At 57.6% G+C, this 22,948-nt stretch carries 17 protein-coding genes; 5 read left to right on the top strand and 12 right to left on the bottom strand.

Annotated features, from left to right (window positions below):
- Nucleotides 1-22 precede the first annotated feature (22 nt).
- Nucleotides 23-409: a hypothetical protein gene (locus tag ABWH92_RS11410; protein ID WP_375568439.1), complete on the bottom strand. Its 387-nt coding sequence runs from the start codon at nucleotides 407-409 to the stop codon at nucleotides 23-25.
- Between the two features lie 286 nt (nucleotides 410-695).
- Here ABWH92_RS11410 and ABWH92_RS11405 point away from each other — a divergent pair, with 286 nt between their 5' ends.
- Nucleotides 696-6,026 carry a hypothetical protein gene (locus ABWH92_RS11405; protein WP_375568437.1) on the top strand — a complete coding sequence of 1,777 codons (5,331 nt, stop codon included), beginning with the start codon at nucleotides 696-698 and terminating at the stop codon, nucleotides 6,024-6,026.
- Between the two features lie 94 nt (nucleotides 6,027-6,120).
- Here the strand turns inward: ABWH92_RS11405 and ABWH92_RS11400 are convergent, their stop codons facing one another.
- The 4 genes from ABWH92_RS11400 to ABWH92_RS11385 form a co-directional block, all read right to left on the bottom strand.
- Nucleotides 6,121-6,747 (bottom strand): ABC-type transport auxiliary lipoprotein family protein, encoded by a 627-nt coding sequence (locus ABWH92_RS11400; RefSeq protein WP_375568435.1) that lies wholly within the window; start codon nucleotides 6,745-6,747, stop codon nucleotides 6,121-6,123.
- Nucleotides 6,748-6,819: 72 nt separating this feature from the next.
- Nucleotides 6,820-8,217, bottom strand: coding sequence for an MlaD family protein (locus ABWH92_RS11395; protein ID WP_375568433.1), 1,398 nt, complete (start codon nucleotides 8,215-8,217; stop codon nucleotides 6,820-6,822).
- 112 nt (nucleotides 8,218-8,329) lie between these two features.
- Nucleotides 8,330-9,142, bottom strand: a complete 813-nt coding sequence (locus tag ABWH92_RS11390; protein ID WP_375568431.1) for an ABC transporter ATP-binding protein — start codon at nucleotides 9,140-9,142, stop codon at nucleotides 8,330-8,332.
- A gap of 8 nt (nucleotides 9,143-9,150) precedes the next feature.
- Nucleotides 9,151-10,356, bottom strand: a complete 1,206-nt coding sequence (locus tag ABWH92_RS11385) for an MlaE family ABC transporter permease (protein WP_375568429.1) — start codon at nucleotides 10,354-10,356, stop codon at nucleotides 9,151-9,153.
- A 142-nt stretch (nucleotides 10,357-10,498) separates the two neighbouring features.
- Between ABWH92_RS11385 and dgcN the strand changes: the two genes are divergently transcribed.
- Nucleotides 10,499-11,515: an N-acetyltransferase DgcN gene (gene dgcN, locus ABWH92_RS11380; RefSeq protein ID WP_375568427.1), complete on the top strand. Its 1,017-nt coding sequence runs from the start codon at nucleotides 10,499-10,501 to the stop codon at nucleotides 11,513-11,515.
- Nucleotides 11,512-12,492: an N-acetyl-D-Glu racemase DgcA gene (gene dgcA / locus ABWH92_RS11375; protein WP_375568425.1), complete on the top strand. Its 981-nt coding sequence runs from the start codon at nucleotides 11,512-11,514 to the stop codon at nucleotides 12,490-12,492. Before dgcN ends, dgcA begins: the two co-directional genes overlap by 4 nt.
- 11 nt (nucleotides 12,493-12,503) lie before the next feature.
- On the opposite strand, the gene ABWH92_RS11370 is transcribed toward dgcA, so the two are convergent.
- Nucleotides 12,504-13,757 (bottom strand): MFS transporter, encoded by a 1,254-nt coding sequence (locus ABWH92_RS11370; RefSeq protein ID WP_375568423.1) that lies wholly within the window; start codon nucleotides 13,755-13,757, stop codon nucleotides 12,504-12,506.
- A gap of 192 nt (nucleotides 13,758-13,949) precedes the next feature.
- On the opposite strand from ABWH92_RS11370, the gene ABWH92_RS11365 reads away from it, so the two are divergent.
- Nucleotides 13,950-15,776, top strand: coding sequence for a hypothetical protein (locus ABWH92_RS11365; protein ID WP_375568421.1), 1,827 nt, complete (start codon nucleotides 13,950-13,952; stop codon nucleotides 15,774-15,776).
- 12 nt (nucleotides 15,777-15,788) lie between these two features.
- On the opposite strand, the gene ABWH92_RS11360 is transcribed toward ABWH92_RS11365, so the two are convergent.
- Genes ABWH92_RS11360 through ABWH92_RS11350 form a run of 3 tightly spaced genes read right to left on the bottom strand, consistent with a single transcriptional unit; the run spans nucleotide 15,789 to nucleotide 18,791 of the window.
- Nucleotides 15,789-16,775 (bottom strand): threonine/serine dehydratase, encoded by a 987-nt coding sequence (locus tag ABWH92_RS11360; protein ID WP_375568419.1) that lies wholly within the window; start codon nucleotides 16,773-16,775, stop codon nucleotides 15,789-15,791.
- Nucleotides 16,765-17,820 (bottom strand): glycosyltransferase family 4 protein, encoded by a 1,056-nt coding sequence (locus tag ABWH92_RS11355; protein ID WP_375568417.1) that lies wholly within the window; start codon nucleotides 17,818-17,820, stop codon nucleotides 16,765-16,767. The genes ABWH92_RS11360 and ABWH92_RS11355 overlap by 11 nt, the downstream gene beginning before the upstream one ends.
- Nucleotides 17,821-17,846: 26 nt before the next feature.
- Nucleotides 17,847-18,791 carry a UDP-2,3-diacylglucosamine diphosphatase gene (locus ABWH92_RS11350; protein WP_375568415.1) on the bottom strand — a complete coding sequence of 315 codons (945 nt, stop codon included), beginning with the start codon at nucleotides 18,789-18,791 and terminating at the stop codon, nucleotides 17,847-17,849.
- Nucleotides 18,792-19,026: 235 nt separating this feature from the next.
- On the opposite strand from ABWH92_RS11350, the gene ABWH92_RS11345 reads away from it, so the two are divergent.
- Entirely contained in the window at nucleotides 19,027-19,806 is a 780-nt protein-coding gene (locus ABWH92_RS11345; protein WP_375568413.1) for an SDR family oxidoreductase, read from the top strand.
- A 3-nt stretch (nucleotides 19,807-19,809) separates the two neighbouring features.
- Here the strand turns inward: ABWH92_RS11345 and ABWH92_RS11340 are convergent, their stop codons facing one another.
- The 3 genes from ABWH92_RS11340 to ABWH92_RS11330 all read right to left on the bottom strand — a co-directional run bounded on the left by ABWH92_RS11340 (nucleotide 19,810) and on the right by ABWH92_RS11330 (nucleotide 22,750).
- Nucleotides 19,810-21,063, bottom strand: a complete 1,254-nt coding sequence (locus tag ABWH92_RS11340) for an OmpP1/FadL family transporter (RefSeq protein ID WP_375568411.1) — start codon at nucleotides 21,061-21,063, stop codon at nucleotides 19,810-19,812.
- A gap of 115 nt (nucleotides 21,064-21,178) precedes the next feature.
- The gene (locus ABWH92_RS11335) at nucleotides 21,179-21,805 is read right to left on the bottom strand and encodes a helix-turn-helix domain-containing protein (protein ID WP_375568409.1); all 627 of its coding nucleotides are present in this window, start codon (nucleotides 21,803-21,805) and stop codon (nucleotides 21,179-21,181) included.
- A 30-nt stretch (nucleotides 21,806-21,835) separates the two neighbouring features.
- Nucleotides 21,836-22,750 carry a DMT family transporter gene (locus tag ABWH92_RS11330; RefSeq protein WP_375568407.1) on the bottom strand — a complete coding sequence of 305 codons (915 nt, stop codon included), beginning with the start codon at nucleotides 22,748-22,750 and terminating at the stop codon, nucleotides 21,836-21,838.
- Nucleotides 22,751-22,948 lie beyond the last annotated feature (198 nt).

The raw sequence follows: 22,948 nt of genomic DNA, 5'->3' as shown, positions 1-22,948 counted from the left end.
GCAATGTCGCAGGACCAAGCCGTTAAGAGGCCAAAAGCTCGCTTACACGGTTTGAAACGGCTTCAATAGCGCTGAGTGTGCCAGCAAGGTTCGCATCATCATGCGGCTGATTTTCGCCAGCCTGCGCCAAAGCCGCCAGTTGGAACGCGCCAACACCGCGCGCACTGCCCTTCACCAAGTGATATAGACGGCCACGCTCAACCGCGCTGGATGTGGCCCGCAAGGCACGCCCTGTGCTCTCAGCTTGATCAAGGAAGAGGCGCAAGACGTCGCGCTCAAGGTCCGCATCGCCAAAAGTCTGGCAGCTCAAGTGAACCAAATCGAGAAGCTTCGCCGACTGGCCCAGATCTCCATCCGCGGTTTGTCCGCCAACTCCAATTGGCTGTGGCACCTGTTGTGCGCCCATCATCTTGTCCCTTGTCTGACACGCATTGCTTGCCAGCCCGTACCCAATCCGAACGTCAACCTAATGCCATCGCCCTTTCATCGGCGTTAACGGCCAGATGGGCTCCTGTCCTAAATCCGGCGACATTAACTATGATGAACAAATTGCTAACAAAGCGACGCAAGTGTCTTCAATTTGAACGGTCAAAGGAATAGTTTGTCCGCTCAATTGTGGGCAAGTGTGGCTGTCCGTGCGCCCGGCATTGGGTGCGAACGGACAAAGGAATGCCCAAAAAGCGTGAGGCGTATCAATGGCGAAGAAACCTTCCGAAGCGAACAAAGCAGCGCTCGATGCAGTCGAAGAGGCCTTGGCCATCGACTTTGCAGACGACGGCTTTGACGGTTCTGCGGACGATAAGGATCAAGAATCGACCAAAGCATCTTCCAACAAAGGCTCGGCCGTTATGCCGCGCGCTGACGATGTTCTTGGTGACCCGCTGGCTACGCCGCCAGCCCAGGAAGATGTGCCATCGGCTCGCGAGCGCGCCGAAGATCAACGCCTGCGCGAACGTCGCGCACCTGCCAATGACGACCGCCGTGCCACCAGCGCGCTTGTCTATGAGCTGCAACGCCGCCCAGCCAACACGCCCTACCTGTTTGCCACCATCGCCAGCGCCTTGTGGGTTGGCATCGCCCTAGCACTTGCGCCATCGGTGTTCGGCACAAGCTTTGGCGGCCTGTTCTCTGACGGAACAACCCTGACCTCACCAGGGTTCATCGCCTACACGGTCGCCGCACTTGCACCCGTTCTGCTGTTCTTCACCATCGCCTTCATGGTGTACCGAGCGGCGGAAATGCGCATCGTTGCCAAGTCCATGGCCAACGTCACAATGCGGATCGCGCAGCCTGATGAACTGGCCAAAGAGCAAGTGTTGTCGGTCAGCCAAGCCATCCGCCGCGAAGTCGCAGCCATGGGCGACGGCGTGGAACGGGCCCTCGCCCGTGCTGGCGAACTTGAATCGATGGTTCAAGGCGAGGTTTCCAATCTGGAACGGGCCTACTCTGACAACGAAACCAAACTGCGCACGCTTTTGGGCCAACTGACCAGCGAGCGTCAGGACATTCTTCTCAACGCCGAGAAAGTTCGCGAAGCGATCTCCTCCTCACACGATCGTTTGAACGCTGATCTGCTCACCGCATCCGACGCCCTGACCCAATCATTGGCTGAAACCGGCGCAACCGTTGCACACAGTCTGGCCGACAAAGCCTCGCAAATCACAAATGCCCTGTCACAGGCCGGTGAAACCATGAGTGACACCCTGCAGTCGCACGGTGATCGCTTGGTGGAACAGCTGTCCTCAACCGGGCTTGATGTCAGCGACAAGTTGGCCATCATCGGCGGCGACATTGTCCGCGAAATCACTGAAAAATCAGCAGAAGTTGATACTGTTCTCAAAGATCGCTCGGCCACAATTTCCGCCGATCTGGCAGACACGACCAATGCTATTGTGAGCGAGTTTGAACAGCGCGGCAGCAATGTGACGCGCGAACTGGAAGAAACCAGCCACTCGGTGACCGAGAACTTTGCCGCGCGTGCCGAAGACGTCACAACGACGCTCAAGACAACTGCGGACTCGTTGCTCATCGACATGGAGTTGCGTGGCACGGCCATCACCGCCAAGCTGGATGATGCGGGAACACAAATCTCTGACAGCATCACCGAACAAGGTGGCGCCCTCGCCCAGCGCATGGAGGCATCCGCCGAGCGTTTGCATGATGCCGTTGTGGAGCGCGGTGTTGAACTGCGCGACGGATTTGAGCTTTCCGCTCAATCTCTTATCTCCTCCGTTGACGCGAAACTGGAAGAGCTGCGGAAAACCGCCGACGACACCAGCGCAACCATCCAGTCGAGCATTATGCGTGATCTCGATCTGGTCGATATGCGCATGGCCCAGGGCCGTGACGCGGTTGAAGACCTCATCAAATCAGGCACTGGCAACCTGACCGACAATGTGCAGGCCGTTGGTGAACGCGTCGTGCAGATCGTTCTGGAGCAAGGTGAAAACCTTGGCCTGGCCTTCACGCAACGCGCTGAAGAATATGCAAACATTCTCAAATCAGACAGCGACGCGCTGGTTTCTGCCCTGGATGACCGCACCGTTGCTCTGGATGAGCAGATGCAAACCCGCGCGCACGCCATCCGCGCGCTGCTGGACGACAAAGCTCAGTCCATTGATCTGGCACTGGCGGACCGTTCTGGTGCCATCGAGGCCTCCTTCCTCAACCAGCGCACCGCACTTGAGGAGAGCATCGACCGTGCAGCCGCTGAAGCCAGCGCGGTGTTGGGTGAGCGCTCGGCCGTTATCTCCGAGCACATCAACACCTCCACGCGCGAATATCTGGAAACGCTGAACGACCGCACACAGCGGTTCATGAGCGTTTTGACCGAAGCCAACTCGGGCGTTGAGAGCCGGATGAATGCGCTCTCCGATACGCTGGTCGAGCGCATCAGCACTGATACCACCGGCTATCTGGAAGCCATGGACAGCCGCACCACTGGCCTGATCGACGCCCTTAATGAGCGCTCGGACACGCTGATGCAGTCGCTTCAAGAGGTTACTGGCAGCACCGAAGAGCGGATTATTGGCATTGCCGGCGAACTCAACAACCGTGTGGTGGATACCGCTGACGGCTTTGTTGAGCAGCTTGAAAAAACCGCAACAGGGCTGGTCAACCGTGTCGACCAGACCGCCATCGGCCTCGTCATCCGCGTTGATGAGAGCACGACCAACCTCACCAACCAGGTTGAGGAAACCTCAAGCGGTATCACTGGTCGCATCGATCAAGCTGCCACCAACCTGGCAAGCCATGTCAATGAGACAACCACCAACCTTGTGAACCGCGTTGAAGGCACCACCTCCAGCCTGGCAACGCAGGTGGATCAAGCAACATCGAACCTTGTCAGCACCATCGACAACCGCACTCAGGGCCTCACAGATGCTATGAGCGCCGTTGGTGGTGACCTGACCACGCGTGCTGAAGCGATCGACAATCAATTGCGTGAGCAGATTGAAAGCCTGTCGAGCGCCCTTCAGATGCGCACAGTTCAGCTTGAAACCACCGTGGACGAGCGCCTTTCGGCCTTCGACGTCAAGGTCAACCAGCGCATTGAAGACGCAACCACTACGTTCGTGGAGCGAGCCGATCAGCTCGATGGCGCCCTTTCCAACCGTGGCCGCGAAATCTCCGAGACACTTATCGAACGCACCCGCGAAGTGGCGCAGGCCTTTGTCAGCGGTCGTGATGATATCGAGCGCGCGATCACAGCCCGCATCGAAGCCGTTGGTGAGACCGTCAATGAGCAGACCAACAACCTCACCGATCTGATGGCTGGCCGCGTGGCTGACATCAATCAGTTGCTTGGCGACCGGGTTATGGAAGTTTCTCAAACCATCAAAGCGCAGGGCGATGCTCTCGAAGCGATGGTGTCGGATCGTGCCAACAGCTTCGGTGAGACGCTAAGCAGCGAAGCAACCAGCGCCCTTGAAGGCTTTGAGGTTCAGGTCGGCTCGGCCACCAATGCCTTGGTGGCTGCCGCGGCCAATGTTCGCTCGGCGGCGCACGATGAAACCATCACAGCCAGCCAACAACTGGCTGAGCGCGCCGATGCGCTGCGAGAGGCCCTTGCAGGTCAAACAACGGCGATGGAATCCATTCTCGACGACCGTGGCCAAGCCCTTGTTGGTGCCTTGGAAAGCCGGACGAGCGAGTTTGCTCGCTCCATCCATTCGGCAACACAGTCCTTGCAGAGCAGCGTTGAAGAACGCGAACGCGAGATGGTCGACACGCTTGCTGGCCAGACCGATACACTGGCACAAAGCCTGCAATCGGCCACCAACCAACTCGGCACCGTTCTCGACAGCCGCTCCAAAGAGCTGTCTGGTGTTCTTGACGACCGGGCTTCCACTCTCAGTGCAAGCATCACGGCAGCAACCGAGTCCATCGAAACGGTGCTCAACAGCCGCGGTCACTCGCTGCTCGGTGCCCTCGATACACGCACCAGCGCTTTCAACCAGTCAGTTGAAGCGGCAACCCAGCTTATGGACACAACGCTGGAAGAGCGCACACGCGACGCCTCCTCTAACCTTGCCCGTGCACGCAACCTGCTGAACCAGGATCTGCAGGAACTGACCGGCCAGATTGGGTCGGTGAACAGCTCCATTGAGGAACTGCTCAACAAGTCCGCTGTCACACTCGGGTCGATGGGTGAGGTTCTTCAAGAGAAGATCGCTCGCTTCAGCACCTCTGTTCAATCCATTAGCAACGACACGGCGACAACCTCAGACGCGCTTGAAAAGCAGCTTGAAGCCCTCAGCGGCATCTCAACTGAGGTTTTGAGCTCCATCGTTGACCTGTCTGATCGCTTCGATGTCCATGGTCGCTCGCTTTCGGGTGCCTCACAGGCCATCTTGCGCACGACCGAGAAACTGGAAGGTTCTGTTGGAACACAGGTCACCCAGATGGACACGATCAGCGAAAACATCGCTGACCGCACCAACCGTGCTGAGCAGGCTCTGCAGCTGACCTCAGAGCGCTTGGCATCAACACTTATCGATGCTGAGGAACGCGCAGCCGCCCTCGCCTCGGCTCTTTCTTTGGCGGCCGATGACGCCGCCAAAGGCGTGATCGCGCAGTTCAACAATCTGCGCGAAACAGCCAGCAGTGAGAGCGCCAAGGCCAGCGACATCGTGCGGACCACTCAGGAAGAGGTTGCGCGCGAGCTTCAAGGTGGTTTGGAAACCGCTGTCTCAGCGTTCCATTCTTCCATCGAAGATATGCGCCGCATGACGAGCGATCTGAGCTCTGAACTGGCCACGACCCGTGCCGACATCCGTCGAGGCGTCTTTGAACTGCCCGAAGAGGCCCGCGAAAGTGCATCGGCGCTCCGTCAGGTGGTCAATGAGCAGGTGGCAGCACTCAAAGAGCTCTCCAGCTTGGTGTCTGACGAAGGCAATGCCCGTGATGCGTCCTCCCGTCAGCTTCAGGCCCCTGCTCCAGCGCCTGCCATCGCCTCCTCACGGGGTAGCGCACAGCTTGCAGAAGCCCCCAGTGCCATAAGCCTGGAGGATCAGCGCGTGGACGATGACATCGCCCGCAGCATGGAAGATGTCCGCCAAGCGGTCTCCCCTGCCGTTGCACCTCCTGCAACACCGGCACCAGCATCCAACAACAATGGTGATGCACCATCAGGTGGTTGGATCAGCGACCTGCTGCGCCGCGCTTCAAGCGACGAAGGCAAGGATGGTCCACTGCAAGAGATCCACGATCAGCTTGCCGATGCGTTGGACGAGCGTGCCTACGCGCAACAGTGGGACAGCTACCTGTCAGGCAACAAAGCGAGCTTCTCTCGTCGCATCTATACGTTGAACGGTCAGCAGGTTTTTGACGATATCCGTCGCCAGATTGGCCGCGATACCGATCTGCGCAATGCTGCGCAGGAGCACCTGACATCGTTTGAAGCGACACTGCGTGAGATGGCATCACGGCGCGCAAGCCGGTCAGAAACCCGCACCCTGTTGATGTCCGATCAGGGCCGCCTTTACACGGTTCTTGGTCAGGCCTTGGGTCGCTTCGGCAGCTAAAACTGCGACAAACAAAAAACAAGAAAGCCGTCGACCAGAACCCTGGCCGACGGCTTTTTCTATTGTCTTAGAGGGGCTAAAAGAAGAGGTCGCCTCAAACCGCGTCGAGAACGAAAACCACCATCTCACGCAAGAGCGCATCGAGCGCTGTGTTCAGCGCCTCAACGCCATCCTCAACGCCATCGCTGGCTGCGGGCACCGTGGCAGCAAATGTCTGGCCAGCCAGAATGCGGCCATTGGCATCGTTCATGATTTTTAGCGCGATATCGATCACAGCATTGGCTTGACCGCCATCGGCGATCGCGATCTCAAACGAGCGAATTTCAGGCACCAGACGGATATCGATCAGGAGTCCCTGCCCTGGACGCCCCACGGCGCGCGCGCGGCCAGTCCGCTCAATGGCCTCGGCAAAGCGGGCCTGAAGCAAGTCTGGCAAAGCATCCGACCAGGAGGCGCCGGGGAAATAGGCAAGAGTGGCAGCACTGTCGCGCACCACAATCCGGTCTGTGGCGTAAAAACGAACCGCCGCAGGCTCAGCTACCAAAAGCTGGCGGCTGGTGCGGCTGTTGCCAACATCAATGGAGGCTGGAGCGCGCAAGTCATAGATACGTGGCGCGGCCTCCAGGCCCAGTGTGGAACATCCAGCCAGCAGTAAGGCAGCACAAACACTGCCAATCAATGGCAGCCGCTTGCCCCCGATTTTACGCCCTACATTGCTCATAGCACTCTACTCACACGTCCCAGCTTGGCGCACCAGCCTACTACAGCCTTGATTTGTCTATCAATCATCGCCTCACCGCCTTTGCGGCGAGTATTCAGGGGCACGATCACCACCAAAAATGAATTGCTGCGGGTTACGCTCAATCGACGTCACCACACGCTCCAACCGGTTCAGAACACGGCGCCCATCGCCGATCAAAGCCTCAGCATCACGCAAGCCAGGGCCGGTAAAGCGTGCCAATCCAGCTGCGATTTCATCCGAACGGCCTTCAAATGAGACAGCGACATTGCGCAAGGCCCGCGCCGCTTCGCGTGCATCGGCGATCAAGCCTTGGGTTTCGTCTTCACCCAGCAACCCATCAACAGAGGCCAGAAGTCCATCGATCCGTCGTGAGGCAACCTCAAGCCGATCGGCGATCACCACCGCGTCTTCAAAAATCGCATCCACTTGCTCAGCATTGTCTTCCAAGCTTGAGGTGAAGGCCGTGACACTCTCCGTTGCCTCTTGGGCACCGGCCAGCACTGCGTCAACGCGTTCTCCTGCTTCGGGCAACTGCGCAGTGAACGCACGCACATCCGCCACCGACTGGGAAATGACTGCCGGATCAACGGCTTCCACCACAGCTTGAACTGTATCGAGCGTCTCAACCAGCGTGCCGGATGAGGCTTCCAAATTGTCGAAAACAACCTCGCCGCGAGCCATTAAGGTGCGCGCATCTTCGCCAATGCCACGAAACTCGGTGGAGGCAACGCGCACATTCTCGACCACTTCGCTCACGCTTTCCGGATCAACCGCTGCGATCAATTGTTCTGAGCCGGAGATAATCCCTTCCAATCGACCGGAAAGCCCCGATATCTCGCTGGCAATCGACCCAACGCCCTCCATCAGCAGTTCGATGTTGTCAGACTGTGAGGCCACCGCACTGGTGACTTCGTTGATGTCAGCGATGGTCTGGGTCAGGAACGGCTCGTTGACGAGAAGAAAGTTCTCAATCGTCTGCATGGCATCATCAGCACGGCCAAGAACGTTGCGCGCACCATCAATCAAATCCTGGACCGCTGAGACCTGCGCCTCGATGATCACCGGTGTGGTGGGGTCAAGAACAGCGGGTTCATCCATCGACCCACCGCGCAAAGCAACAAAAGCGGTACCGGTGATGCCGGTGATGCCCAAAGATGCGTCGGTATCAGAGCGAATGGGTGTGTCGCCTTCCACAACCGCAAGCGCGAGCGCTTCCTGCGGGTTGTTTGGGTTGAGTGACAGGGTGCGCACTTCACCAACCTGGATGCCGTTGAAGAGCACAGGGCTGCCAGCGCTGAGGCCGTTTACGGGCCCGTTGAACTGAAAAATCACCTCAGCGGTGTTGTCCTGACCGCCAATTTCGGCGACCCAATAGATGAACGCCATGCCCGCAGCGATAACTGCCAAGGCAAACAGGCCGATCACAATATGGTTGGCTCGAGTTTCCATGAATTAGGGCCTTACCGTGGCAACCAAAGCGAGCAAAGCGTCATCACAGCTTTGACGCTGGAAACGCTGCACTTTTCGACCAACCGTTGCATTTTGACTGCGCATTGCTGCCCTATTCCAACCGAGTAGCGGCCGGAGAGCCTCTACCCACCGCGCGGCCGGTGTTGAAATAGTCCTGTACCCATGGGTGATCAAACCGGCGCACCTCTTCAACTGGCCCAACAGTCAGCACCTTTTGGTTGCCAAGAACCGCCACCCGGTCGCAAACGGAGAAGAGGCTATCGAGATCATGTGTCACCATAAAAACGGTCAGACCAAGGGCGGAGCGCAGATCCGAAATCAACTCGTCGAACGCAGCTGCGCCGAGCGGATCTAGGCCCGAGGTCGGCTCATCGAGAAAGACGACATCTGGGTCCAGAGCCAAAGCACGCGCAAGCGCTGCACGTTTGATCATCCCACCTGAAAGCTCAGATGGCGCCTTGAGTGCAGCATCTTCCGGCAACCCGACCATGGAAAGCTTCACCGCTGCCAACCGGTCCATCATCGGCTTATCAAGACGCCAGTGCTCTCGCATCGGCACCTGGACGTTTTGGATGACATTAAGCGCAGAAAAAAGCGCGCCATGTTGGAACAGAACACCCAATCGTTCTTCCACATGCACCCGCTCGCGTTCATCCATCTGCGAATAGGGCTCGCCAAACACATCGATTGTGCCAGCTCGCTTTTGGTTGAGACCCAAAATAGCGCGCAACAACACCGACTTGCCGGTACCGGACGCGCCAACAAACCCCAAAATCTCTCCGCGATAGACCGTGAGATCAAGGTCTTTGAGCACCGTCACATCGCCAAACCCGACCTCAAGTCCGCGCACGTCGATAATCGACTCGCGCGTTGATGCCGTGTTCTGAATATCGTGCACTGCCATACCAGCCTCTAATAGTTTACCGAGGCGAAATAGATGGCAAAAACACCATCAAGCACGATGACTGCGAAAATGGATTTCACCACCGCCGCCGTCACCCGTCGACCCAGCGACTCAGTGCTTCCGCTCACCCGGAAACCCTCCATACAGGCAATGCAGCCAATAGCCAGCGCCATAAACGGCGCCTTGATAAGACCGACCATGACCGTCTCAACCAGAACGCTGTCATGCATCCGGTCAATGAATACCACTGGGCTGATTCCCGAGTAAGCCCAAAGGGTTAGCATGCCACCAAGAAGCGCGGCGGCATTGGCAATGATGGTAAGCAGCGGCAGGGCCACGACCAGGCCCATGATGCGCGGCACCACCAACACATCCACCGGATCAAGACCGATGACCCGCATGGCATCGACCTCTTCGCGCATACGCATCGCGCCAATTTCGGCGGTGTAGGCAGACCCTGTGCGACCGGCGACCATAATGGCCGATATCAGCACACCCATCTCACGCAGCACCAAAATGGCCACCAGATTGACCGTGAAAATCTCCGCACCGAAGAAACGCAACTGGTAGGCGCTCTGCTGAGCGACAATCCCGCCAATAACAAACTGAATGAGCAGAATGATTGGCACGGCGCGAAACGCGCTTTTATCAAGCTGCGTTACAAACGCATTGAACCGCCAGCGAGAAGGATTGATCAGAGTCTGCCCAACGGAGCTCAACACCAAGCCGAGCATGCCCACAACGCCGAGCATATCATCCCATGTAGCGGCAACACCACGCCCAAAGGCGGCAACGGCAGCATCCAGACCAAAACGCGGGCTATCAGGACGGCGAACATCTGCTCGCTCGCGCACGACCTCATAGAGGTCGCGCTTATCGGCGGACAGATTAACCAGCTCAACGGACTGGCCTGATGCAGCAAGCTCTTTTTCAAGGTCTGCAAGCGCCAAGCATCCCAATGTGTCCAACTGACCGAGACCGGACGCATCGACTTTGATTGGCGCGTCCGTGGAGTGTTCATCGGCCCACTGCGCAGCGTTTGCAAAACCGGCATCCATCAGCACGGTGCGCACGCACGGCCTGATCCAATCACCATGAACGGATAGGCCATTACCATCACGCAACACTTCAGCTGCACGCGGAGCATCACCGCCACGCTTGGCAAAAGGAACATCGGTTGGGGGCCCAGACCAAAGGGCGTCGGTTGCTGTCACGCAAAGGCTGCCAGATCACTCAAACAAGGGCCTATAAGTGCCACGCAGAACCGCTATGCGCAAAGCCCATTTCGCACCGTGACAAAATATGCGACGTGAGGATGTCCTTCTCCTTTTGTAACATTTGTGCGGGCGCGACTTTATGGCTGAACTGCAAAAACCCTACCTTCTTTTTCTTGGCGATGTGCCTGATGCACTCGCGGCAAAAACCGCAACCGGCGTTGTGGATTGGCGCCGCGACTGGTGTGTCGGCCAAGTGCGCTTGGAAGGATGCCAAGCCGACACGGGCCTGCAAGACATGAATATCGCCCAAGGTGTTGAAAATGGGGCGAAAACCATGGTCATCGGCGCGGTAAACGCTGGCGGCGTTCTACCAGATCATTGGGTGACTAGCATCGTGGAAGCCATTCATGCGGGGCTTGATATTGCCAGCGGTCTGCATGCCCGTTTGCAAGACGTCCCTGCCATTGCCCAGGCAGCCGCCGCCAAAGGCGCGACACTCCACAATGTCCGCCATGTGGAACAAGACCTTGCCACCGGCAAAGGTACAAAGCGTAGTGGCATGCGGGTTCTCGCCGTTGGTACCGATTGCTCAGTGGGTAAGAAATACACCGCCCTTGCTCTAGAGCAGGGGATGAGCGCGAAAGGGATGAAAGCCAGTTTTCGCGCCACCGGCCAAACCGGCGTGCTTATCTCAGGGCGTGGATTGGCCATCGATTCGGTCGTGGCCGACTTTATTTCAGGCGCTGCGGAGTGGATTTCTCCGGCCAACGATGCCGATCATTGGGATGTCATTGAAGGTCAGGGCTCGCTGTTTCACCCATCTTTCGCCGGCGTGTCGCTTGGCCTGTTACACGGTTCGCAACCCGACGCTTTTATCGTGTGTCATGAGCCAACCCGCACAACCATGCGCGGCGTGACAACACCTTTGCCCAGCATCCAAGAGGTGATCGAGGCGACAATCGCCATGGGCAAACTCACCAATCCAACTATCCGTTGCACCGGCCTGGCGGTGAACACCGCTGCACTTGATGGAGCAGCAGCCAAAGCACTCCTCAGCGAACTCTCTGACGCGCATGGTTTGCCGGCCACAGACCCGGTGCGTTTCGGTGTTGAAAGCCTCATCGCACCTCTTCAGGATATGACGCCAACACCATGATATCCCTCCATATTGATGATGATGCATTTCGCATCCGTGGGCTGTTCTCGATTGCACGAGGGTCGCGCACCCACGCGCATGTGGTCACCGTCACGCTGAAAGATGGTGAGCATGTTGGGCGGGGCGAGTGCACACCCTATGCACGCTACGACGAGAGCGTTGAGAGCGTCACGGCGCAAATTGAAGCCCTTCGCGACAGACTTGAGCAGGGCCTCACCCGCGAAGCCCTCCAGGAGCTGCTTCCCGCCGGTGCCGCGCGCAATGCGGTGGACTGCGCCCTATGGGACTTGGAGGCCAAGCGCACTGGCAAGCCCGTTCATGAATTGGCCCGAGTGCCTGCTGTTCAGCCGCTCGAAACCGCCTACACCATCAGCCTTGATACGCCTGATGAGATGGCACGCGTGGCGTACGACCATCGCAACCGCCCTCTGTTGAAGGTCAAGCTTGGTGGCGATGGTGATCCTGACCGCATGCGTGCGGTCTGCGGCCATGCCGGTGATGCGAAAGTGATCGTTGACGCCAACGAGGCCTGGGCGCCAGAAAACCTCTGGACCTGGATGGATCTGGCAGCAGAGCTCGGAATTGCGCTGGTTGAACAACCCCTACCGGCAGGCAAAGACGCTATCCTTGCCGACCGTCCACATACCGTTCCAATCTGCGCCGACGAAAGCGCGCATGACCGAGAAGGTTTGTCCCACCTGGCCAGGCTCTACGATGTCATCAACATCAAGCTCGACAAAACCGGCGGTCTGACCGAAGCACTAGCACTGAAAGCCGAGGCCAAAGCTGCTGGTCTTGGCATTTTCGTCGGCTGCATGATGGGATCATCGCTCGCCATGGCCCCGGGCACGCTGCTGGCCCATGATGCCGACTATGTTGATCTCGATGCGCCTTTGTTGCTGGCCGAAGACCGCGACCCGGCCCTTCAGTTCAACGGCAGCATCTTACAGCCACCAAGCCATGCCTTGTGGGGCTAGGCGACCAGCGCCTAGCATTTGGGTTGAGGGACGACACCACCTGGTATCCGCAACCGGTCGATGAAGATAACGACAACGCCAAGCGCTGTCATTGCCCCCATCACAAGATACGCCATCGCGCCGAAAGCCTCATATAGCGGCCCAGCTGACAGAGTTGCCACTGCCATCAACGCACCGGAGACAACGCCGTACACGCCTTGAGCGGCGCGCAATTCACGGGGACGCGCCCGCCTTTGAATATAGCTGATCAGCGCCAAATGGGTCATGCCGAAGGAGAACCCGTGTAGGATCTGCAAGGCAGCCGTGAACGCCAAATCGGGTGAGAAGGCAAAAATCACCCATCTCACCGTCGCACCGATGCCTCCAAGGATAAGCAAGCCCCGCGCACCGAGCTTGGCAATGATCGGCGCAGAGATCGCAAACAAAATGATCTCGCACACCACACTGAATGCCCAAAGCAGCCCAATAGCGGTTTCTGAAAACCCCTGCGATGCCCATGACAGGCTGCCGAACCCGTACAGCAAAGCATGACTTGCCTGCATCAACCCGGCACCGATGAAAACACTCATCGCTCCCTTACGGCGCAGAAAAAACACCCAGCCTGAGCGCAGTTTTGGCGAGGTTCCGGCGTTTTTTGCTGTCGGATTTTCTATTTTAGGTTGCACAAAACTGGACGGTAGAGAAGCGCACACCAGCACAATCGCAGCAAATGTCGCGAGCACCATCCACGGAATGGTTCCATTGCCGTAACGCTCAATAACCGCCCCAGCAGCAAAGCTGGCTGCAACGAAAGCAATCGAACCCCAAACGCGCACACGGCCATAATCAACACCAGACTGCCGCGACAGTTGAATACCCAAGGCATCGCTAAGCGGCAGCAACGCATTCCATCCAACGGCCATAATCGCAACGACCACCAGGATCATCCAGGGTGTTGAAAAAAGACCAGAAAGCGAGGGAACAAGCGTCGCCAGCGGCAACAGCGAAAACACCAACGTTGCGGCAATCGACAGGCCAAGAAGCGGCTTTCGCGGATCGTCGAAGCGCTCGGCGCGATCTGTAACTGCACTCGTCGTCACAACACGAACGATCAGAGGCACCGACACCAAAACGGCGATCCAGCCTGCCGAAAAACCCAACCAGTCCAGCCAGACGGGAAAAAACGGCAAAAAGACACCGAATCCAGCGAAATAAGCTGCGAACAAAGCCGCGACGGTAACCCTTTGGTGACCAGCTTGGGTTGCAATGGGGGCTAGTGGCTGCACGAAGTGAGACCTTACACTGTGAGGGCAAGGCTCCGATTCGCTGGTTTGGGCGCGGAACCTTGATCGGTTTGGGCAGACAAAAGGAACGTGAACCGCCGTGACGAGGGCTCGTACCGGCGATTGAATGGGGGTAGATTCTGCAGTGCAGCTGTCACGCTGCATCGCAGGGTCTTTGGGGCCACGGGACAGACCATGAGCGAAACGCCGCTGGCGACCATGAGTCAAGATGGTGATGAAGGCGACGCACGCGTGGCCTCCACCAATGGTATGCCTGAATCAAGCGCAAGCACAACGGTGTCTGCCAACGCACCGATCAGTGAAGCTGACTATGAGGCCATCGCCGATGCTGTGATGGAAACCGAGCGCGGCCGCTGGTTCCTAAAAGAATACGCACGTCGCAACCGCAACACCGACACGCAAACCGTCCTCAACGCGCTGGAACGCTTGGAAGATCGCATCAGCTCCGCCGACACCGGCGGCGACACATCTGTCGCGCTTATCAGCCACAATGTGATTGATCTGGCTGAAGCCATCACCCAGGTAAAGCGCGAAGTACAAGAGCTTGGTGGTCAAGGCGACGACAAAGATCATTTCAACTCAGCCACCGAAGAGCTTGAGGCCATTGTCACCCAAACCGAGACGGCGACCGGCGAAATTCTGGAGGCAGCTGAAAAGATCCAGGAAGTGCTTTGGACCCTGCGTGAAGAGGGGGCCAATGAAACGCAGTGCGACATCATCGAAAGCAAAATCATCGATGTCTACACAGCCTGCTCCTTCCAGGATTTAACAGGCCAACGCTCAAGCAAGGTCGTGCGTTTGGTTGGCTACGTCGAAAAACGCGTTTCGGCGATGATGGAAATTCTCGGCTTGTCCTCGCAGGACACCGCAGATCAAAGCGCGCCAAAAGCATCCGCTTCCTCCGAGCCTAACACTGAAATAGAAGCCTCTGAAGCCTATCAAGAGGGCGATAAACGCGCCGATGCGCACTTGCTGCATGGCCCCGGGCTTGAAGGCGAAGGTATTGAGCAAGACGATGTGGACGCCCTGTTTGGTGGCGAAGCTGTTGAGGCAAACAACGCAGCGGCCACAGAAGAATCTGAGGCAGAAGCCTTCGACGCTGGCGCGGTCGTTGATGAAAGCTCCGAAGTTGCAGAAGCAGCCGACGAGATTGAGTTTGACACCCCAGCGCCAGACGTCTTTGACGTCCAGGCCGAGCCGGATGCCCAAGCAGAGCCGGACACCCAAGCCGAGCCAGAGCAACTGGCGGAGCCCGATCCAATCTCTGACATCGAGAGCGCCGACGCTGCCACGGACAGCATCAAGGACGAGGATGAGAAAGCATCCGATGATGTTGACATCATCACCGATGAGGTTGTCGTGGAACTCCACGATGCTGAAATCCTGCGAAAGCCATCAGAAGACGCTCTGATCAATGATGCCCTGAGCAAAGCCTCGGCCCCACCTGATATTTTTGATGTTGAAGCGCTCGACTTTGACGGACCGGACATGGGCCAGCGCGGGCCTTGGGATGATGCAGGCGACGGCGCCTCGGAGGTGCAATCACCGCGTGATGATCGCAAAGTGCTGGTCAACATGCCTGATGACTTTGCCGTTGATGCCGCGGCGGCCGATATGTTTGTCGACACCGGCTCTGGAGGTGCCGACGAGCCACGCGCGTTAACAAGCCAAACCGATACAAGTGCCGCTGCTCAAGACATTTTTGATGTCGATGAGTTCGGATTTGATGAGTTGGATGTGGGCCATGAAGCGGACGCGTTCAGCGAAGTGGCAGAACCTGAGGCAGTCGAGGACGCTGACACCCTCTCGGTGGACAAAGTGGACGCCGACGAGTCCGTGCTTGATGATGCCCTCAATGCGCTGGAAACCGCCGTTGCCGAAGAGCAGGCCGCTGAACTGAACGACCAGAACGAGGCCGAAGCCGACAAGGCCAACACCGCGGCGGACGCAGCAGAGCCGGTGCCCTATACAGATGAAGAGCGCATTGCCCTCTTCTCGTAACACGAGACCAGTCTAACGCTGCAAAGCCCGGGCCAGAACAGCTGGATCAGCATTGCCACCCGACAGCACCGCAAGCGCCACTTGCCCTTCAAGATCAATCTTACCTGCCAGCAGCGCAGCGAGGCTCACTGCACCCCCTGCCTCCACCACCAGCTTGAGCTCGCGCAGGGCAAACGCCACCGCGTCCAGCACTTCGTCATCGCTAACGGCAAGTCCGCGCACCTGGTTGGCAACATTGATTGGAAAGGTCAGCTCCCCTGGTCGGTCGGTCAAAATGGCATCGCAAATCGATGAGGCGCCAGGCATGTTGGCTTCACGCTGACCACTGGCGAGCGAGCGCACCGTGTCGTCATATCCCTCTGGTTCAACCGCAAAGATATCGATGGCAGGAAAGGCATCACGCCAAACGGTTGAAACACCTGCACACAAACCACCGCCTCCTGTGCAAACGAGCCCAATATCTGCGCTCAAGCCAAGCGCGCCCAGCTGAGAAACCGTTTCCAGGCCCACAGTCCCCTGCCCGGCCATCACACGTACATCATCATAGGGGCGCACGAACTCAGCACCGGTCTCTTCAACCAGGTCGCGCGCAAAGCTGTCGCGGTCGTCGACAGCCCGATCATAGGGCACAACCTTGGCGCCGAGACGACGCACACGCTTCGTTTTTATCGCTGGCGCGCTGGATGGCATGATGATGGTGGCCGGTACCCCAAACATGCGAGCAGATTCTGCGATGCCTTGAGCGTGATTGCCGGAGGAAACCGCAACAATGCCGTTGGCGCGCTCGTCGGCGCTCATCGAAGCAATCGCATTGTAGGCGCCACGGAACTTGAAAGAGCCAGTGCGCTGCAGGTTCTCGCATTTCAAAAAGACACGCCCGCCAACAACCTCATCAAGATAAGCATTGTTGATAAGCGGCGTCACAACCGCTTCACCAGCAATCCGGTTTTGCGCTGCCTTAATAGCGTCGAGCGACAGTGTCGCGGTATCAGTGATCATAGTCCGGCACACTCCAATCAGCCTTGAGCGGATAGAGGTGCTTAAAGAACGCTTTGGCGCTCTCATGCCAACTGTAATTTTGCGCAAACGCCGCACAATCATCCCGATTGAGAGTCAGTGCTGCCAAGCAAGCCTCCCGCAGATCATGGGACAGCACACCGACTTTTGGGTCGGTGATCACATCAATCGGACCGGTGATTGGGAACGCTGCCACAGGAAGCCCAGATGCCAATGCCTCCAAGAGCACAATGCCAAACGTATCGGTGAGGCTTGGGAACACGAAGACATCGCTGCCTGCATAATACTGCGCCAATTCCTCCCCTAATTTGGGTCCAACAAACACGGCGTCACTATATTGAGCTTTCAACGTTTCCAGCGCTGGCCCGCCACCAACGATGAGCTTGGTGCCAGGAAGATCAAGATCAAGAAAAGCCTCCAAATTCTTCTCCACTGCGACGCGCCCCACATAGACAAAGATCGGTCCAGGATAAGGCAGTTCCACCGCCGGGCGCGGATAGTAGCGATCAAGATCAACGCCCCGCGACCAGCGCACCAGATTGTTGAACCCTCGCCCGCGCAACTCGTCTTCCAGACTGGGCGTCGCCACCATCACCCCGGTCGCTGCGTTGTGGAAGCGGCGCATGTACGCGTAGCTCCAGCTTTCCGGGATTGGTAGGCGCGCAGCCAAATACTCTGGAAACCGGGTATGATAGCTGGTCGTGAAACCAAGGCCATGCTTGATGCAGAAGCGTCGTGCAACGGTGCCCAGCGGACCTTCTGTGGCGATATGGATCGCCCGTGGCTCCTCCGCTCGGATGGCGCGGCGGATCGAGCGCGGATGTGCCAAAGCCAATCGGATTTCAGGATAGCTCGGCATCGCCATGGTGCGAAAGCGCGCCGGGCCAAGCACTTGGAGATCCACGCCAAATTTCGGCGCTTCTTTCACCATCCATTCAATGGTGCGCACCACGCCGTTGATCTGCGGATGCCACGCATCCGACACGATCAAAGCGCGCGCGGGATTGGAAGCGTTGAACTCAAACATGGTGCGGCAAGGGTGAAACCAGGAGCCTAGGCTGCTGCCGAGCGGTCATCATCATCGCGGGAGGACGCCTGGGGATCGAATGCGAGCACCTGGGCTGGGTCATCGGCCACGTTTTCAGGTTTGGCCTTGGCGGCCCGCAGTTCCGCTTCGCCGGCGGCACTGAGGCGTGTCCATTTTATCAACTCAAACGACCCATCTTCGTTTTCGCCGACAGCGGTACAGCTCTCCACCCAGTCGCCTGTGTTGACGTAAGCGATCCCGCCAACATCTTGCATGGTCGCATGATGAATGTGACCACAGATCACGCCATCCACGTCAGCCTTCCCAGCCTCGTGGCTCAAGGTTTCCTCATACCGTCCGATAAAGGACACCGCATTTTTCACCTTGTTCTTCGCCCAAGCCGACAACGACCAATAGTCAAAGCCCATCCGGCGGCGCACAAGGTTCACGTAAATGTTGGTCCACAATGCAAAATTGTAGGCCCAGTCGCCCAGGAAGGCGAGCCATTTGGCATGCCGCACCACCACATCATACTGGTCGCCATGGACCACCAAAAAGCGGCGGCCATCGGCGGCTTCATGGATTGCGGTATCCACGATCTCGATACCGCCCATCTGCATTCCAAGATAATCACGCAGAAACTCGTCGTGATTGCCCGGCAGATAGACAATGCGCGAGCCCTTGCGGCCTTTGCGCAGAAGTTTCTGCACCACGTCATTGTGCGCTTGTGGCCAATGCCAGCGTTTCTTCAACCGCCAGCCATCAACGATGTCGCCGACCAGATAGATGGTGTCCGCATCGTGAAAGCGCATAAAATCTAGAAGCAAATGCGCCTGGCAGCCCCGCGAGCCCAGATGAACATCAGAAAGGAAAAGCGTGCGAAACTTTTTCGCATCCGGCGCATCGCCAAGCCCACCAGAGGGGGGTTGAGAACCTGTTGTGAGTTCCGGCTTGCCGGGTTGATTGCTCATCGTGCAATCCCTTCTTGCCCGTTGGGCGGTCAACGCGGAAACCCCAGCGCGTCTGGGGCCTGCTGGCCAGTACATAGGCCGTTCCGATTGCCAAGACCAGTAGGCACTCTACCTGCGCTGTCTTTGGGGGATTCTGTTGTCACTTTTGTGACACAGCATGGCCGTTCCGCCTTGACCAAAGGTCGTAAAACCCGCCATCAACGGGCAAACACCCAACACGAAAGACACAGATTTCATGGACCTTCACATCGCCGGAAAATGGGCCATTGTTGGCGCCTCCAGCCGCGGACTGGGCTTGGGATGCGCAGAACATCTGGCCAAAGCAGGCTGCAATCTGGTTATCAATGGCCGCGACGCCGCGAAGCTGGACTCCGAGGCACACGCGCTCAAAAAACTGGGTGCGCCCGAAGTGAAGATCGTGGCCAAGGATATTGGCACACAAGAAGGCCAAGATGCGCTGTTCGCTGCCTGCGCCAACCCGGACATTCTGGTCAACAACAATGGTGGTCCACCGCTCAAGGCGTTCGAAGACTTAGACAGCCAATCCATCATGAACGGCGTTGAGCAAAATATGATCACGCCCATCATGCTCGTCCAACGCGCCCTGCCCGGCATGAAGGAACGAGGCTTTGGCCGGATCGTCAACATCACATCGTCATCGGTTCTCGCACCAATCCCAGGGCTGGATGTGTCGTCCGGCGCGCGCGCTGGCCTGACCGCCTTTGTTGCCGGTGTTGCCAAAAACGCAGCCGCTCACAATGTGACCATCAACAACATCCTGCCGGGCAAAATGGACACGGATCGGCTGCGCGGGAACTTAGAAGCGCAAGCCAAACGCACAGGAAACAGCTTGGAAGACACCAAAGCTGGATCCATCGCCGCTATTCCAGCCAAGCGCTTCGGCACAGCGGACGAGTTTGGCGCCGCCTGCGCCTTCCTGTGCTCAAGCCATGCTGGTTACATCACTGGCCAGAACCTGCTTATCGACGGCGGGCTTCTGGGCCGAGCCTTTTAGGCGTCAGTGGCCGAACAAGCCCGCGAGCCCATCTTCCAGTGCAACGTTCACACCGAGCGTGAAGATGTGCACATCGGCATCAACTGTGGCGCTCACACCGCCATTGCTGGCGAATGTGCTGGGAATGCTCGTTTCCCCGACATGAATGTAGCTGTAGCCAGCATCCAAACGGATGTGATCACGTGGCGTGTAAGACAGGCCTGCCGATAACCAAAGCCGGTCATCATCGGGCAAACGAAGGCTGCGCACCGCATCACCGACGGGCGAGAGTTCATAGCCGATGCCAGCCCGCAGCGTCAGATCGTCCGAATAGTCGTATTCCCCGCCAAGCGCAAAGTACCAGCTGTCATCGTACTCAAGGGCAACGCTGATCGGGACACCCACGACGTGCTGTGCACCGGTGTTGGTGTTAATGACAGGAAACGTTTCGGCACGGCTCCAGTTTGTCCATTCGACGGTTCCTGAGACCCGAAAAGCCTCTGTCACGCGCTGCTCAACGCTAAACGTGACAATTTCAGGTGTGTCGAAGTTATCGATACGGATCGGAACATTGTTTGCCGTATCTGAGCCCTCGAGCGTGTTACTCACCGATGATCGGAAACCCAAGCCAATCGATGTCCCCTCTAGGGGTCGCCAAAGTAATCCAGCGGTGAAGCCAAAGCCAACATCATCCCCGCGCAAATCAAAGGAATTGCTGGTGTATCGCACATCTATGTACTGAATTTGTGCGCCCAGAGCGACTGTGAACCCATCGGCAACCTCGTACGCGACCGTTGGTGCAACATTGAGCGAGAAAACCTCGCTTGTGCCAGCAACGTTGCGGATCGGATCGTTGACTGGGAATTTGGTGGCAAGACCGAAAGGGCCATTCGCGGAAAACCCGAGGGCCAAACGCTCATTGACCCGGTACGCGCCGTACGATCCTGGGATAAACGCATCCAAACCGATGTCGCCGCGCAATCCTGGCGTGATAGCAAGCGGCGCGACAGTGTTGGTCACCGTCACATCGCTTGTTGGCACCACAAAACTGAACACCGCTTCATTGGTGAAACCATCACCCACTGTGCCCAAGGCGGCCGGGTTCCAAAACATTGATGACAGCGTTGCGCCAGCCGCGGCGCCCGCGAATGATGTTCCTTGGTAAAAAGAAGACTGCTCACGCAGAGCAAACCCACCTGCCTGCGCTTGCGTCGCTAACCCCGAAACACAAAAGGCAAGCACATACGCTAAAGCAAACGCTCGAGACGTCCTTCCCATAGTCCACCCCTCTTAATGCGCCCGTTTCTTTTTTTGGCGCTTATGGGAAGAAGAGTGGCAGTGCTTTTGCTGGTCGACAAGACAAGTATTGTAACAAACAGTGCGATGATATTGACTATTCCATCACAGCTGCTTTGAGGATGCAGACCATAGTGGCGCGGCCTTTTGCGCCATCTGTGCCAGCTTCCAAGCACCGCACGGTGTGGGGACGGTCGCACCGATAGCGAACTGTACCTCCAGCCTCCACCCGACGTGTTTCCTGGCCAGCAACAACCTCAAATGTGCCAGAAAGCACCGACAGACACTCGATAGAACCGCGTTGATGCCCTTCCGATTCCAGCACCGCACCTGTTTCAGCCGCAACATCGTACCATTGCAGCCACTCAACCGTTTTCGACCACCCGATAATGGTCAGCTGCATCTTACCATCTTCTGATGTCAGAACCGGCATATCGTTGGGTGGGATATCTTCAACGAAATCAGCATCATGGGCCGCCGAAAGCACCCGGTCGATTGAAACATCGAGGGCTTGCGACAATCGCCAGATGGTCGCTAGCGTGGGGTTTGTCTCATTGCGCTCAATCTGGCTGATAATCGATTTGGCAACGCCGGACTGCTCGGAAAGCTCCGACAGCGACAGATTATAAGCCTTGCGCAGACGCTGGATCGTCTTGCCCAACTGCCCGGAAAAGGCCAGCGCCTCGGCTTCGCTTTGGGCATTGCGCGGAGATTTATCGGCCATAACGGGTCCCAACGGATCAAAAACGGATGATCAGCTGGGCGTGCGTGCTTTCAAGGCCGCTTCGCGCGAAATGCCGATCTGGTGTTCGCGATAGATCACAAACAACCCTGCCCCGACAACCAGCACTGATCCAGCAAGCACCGCAAGCCCTGGCACCTCGTCAAACAGGAAGTATCCAACTATGAGGGCGAAGATCATGGCCGTGTAGTCAAATGGCGCGATGACGGAAGCCGGTGCTAGACGGAAGCTGTGGGTCAAGAGGATCTGAGCAAGTCCACCCAAAAGGCCAAGGCCAATCAGCAAGGCCCAGGTCGTTGCATCGGGCATGATCCAGCCAAACGGCAAGGTGGCCAAGGCAAACACGCTGGTGATGGCCGAGAAATAAAACACCACAGCCGTGGTGGACTCCGTCTTGATGAGCTGACGCACATAGACCTGCGCCAAGGCCATAAAACCTGCCGATCCAAGGGCAAGCAATGCACCAACCGACCGGTCAGGATCATCCAAAGCGCCGATTAACCCCAGATTTGGCGACAAAATCACCAAAACACCCAGGAACCCGACGACCACAGCTGACCAGCGGTAGAGCCGCACCACCTCGCCCAAAATCACCACAGCAAGGGCGGTTGTGATCAAAGGTTGCGCAAAGCTGATCGCCGTCGCATCGGGCAAAGGCAGGCGAGACAAGGCCATGAACCAAAGCGTCATAGCGCTGGCACCAATGATCGCGCGACCGACGTGACCAATGGGCCGTTTGGTGGCCAACGCCGATGACCATGTGTGCTGGTACTGGATCATGATCGCCAGCGGGATCAGTCCAAAGAAGGCGCGCGCGAACACGATTTGGCCTACCGGTACGCTGTCGCCCAGCACTTTGACGCCCGTCACCATGAAGGTGAAGGCGAGCACAGACAGCAGCTTAAAACCGATACCGGCGAGTGGCACGAAGAAATCCAGACTATGAGAGCCCTCTCTTCTGGCAGCTATCGTCGGATTCCACCACCACCAGTGTCGCATGCCTCCCATGCAGCGTGCCGTAACGTCCTCAGCAAGACATGCCACAACTTTGCGCTGGCAGGGCCCGCAACGGCTCTCTAGGTTAAACGTTGGCGAGTATCTGTGCTTCGCCACACCTATGCTGCG

It is taken from the genome of Ahrensia marina, assembly GCF_042140245.1.
Taxonomy (GTDB): Bacteria; Pseudomonadota; Alphaproteobacteria; order Rhizobiales; family MH13; genus MH13.
Note: the sequence above shows the minus strand (reverse complement) of the source record. Positions and strands in the feature narration are given on the sequence as shown.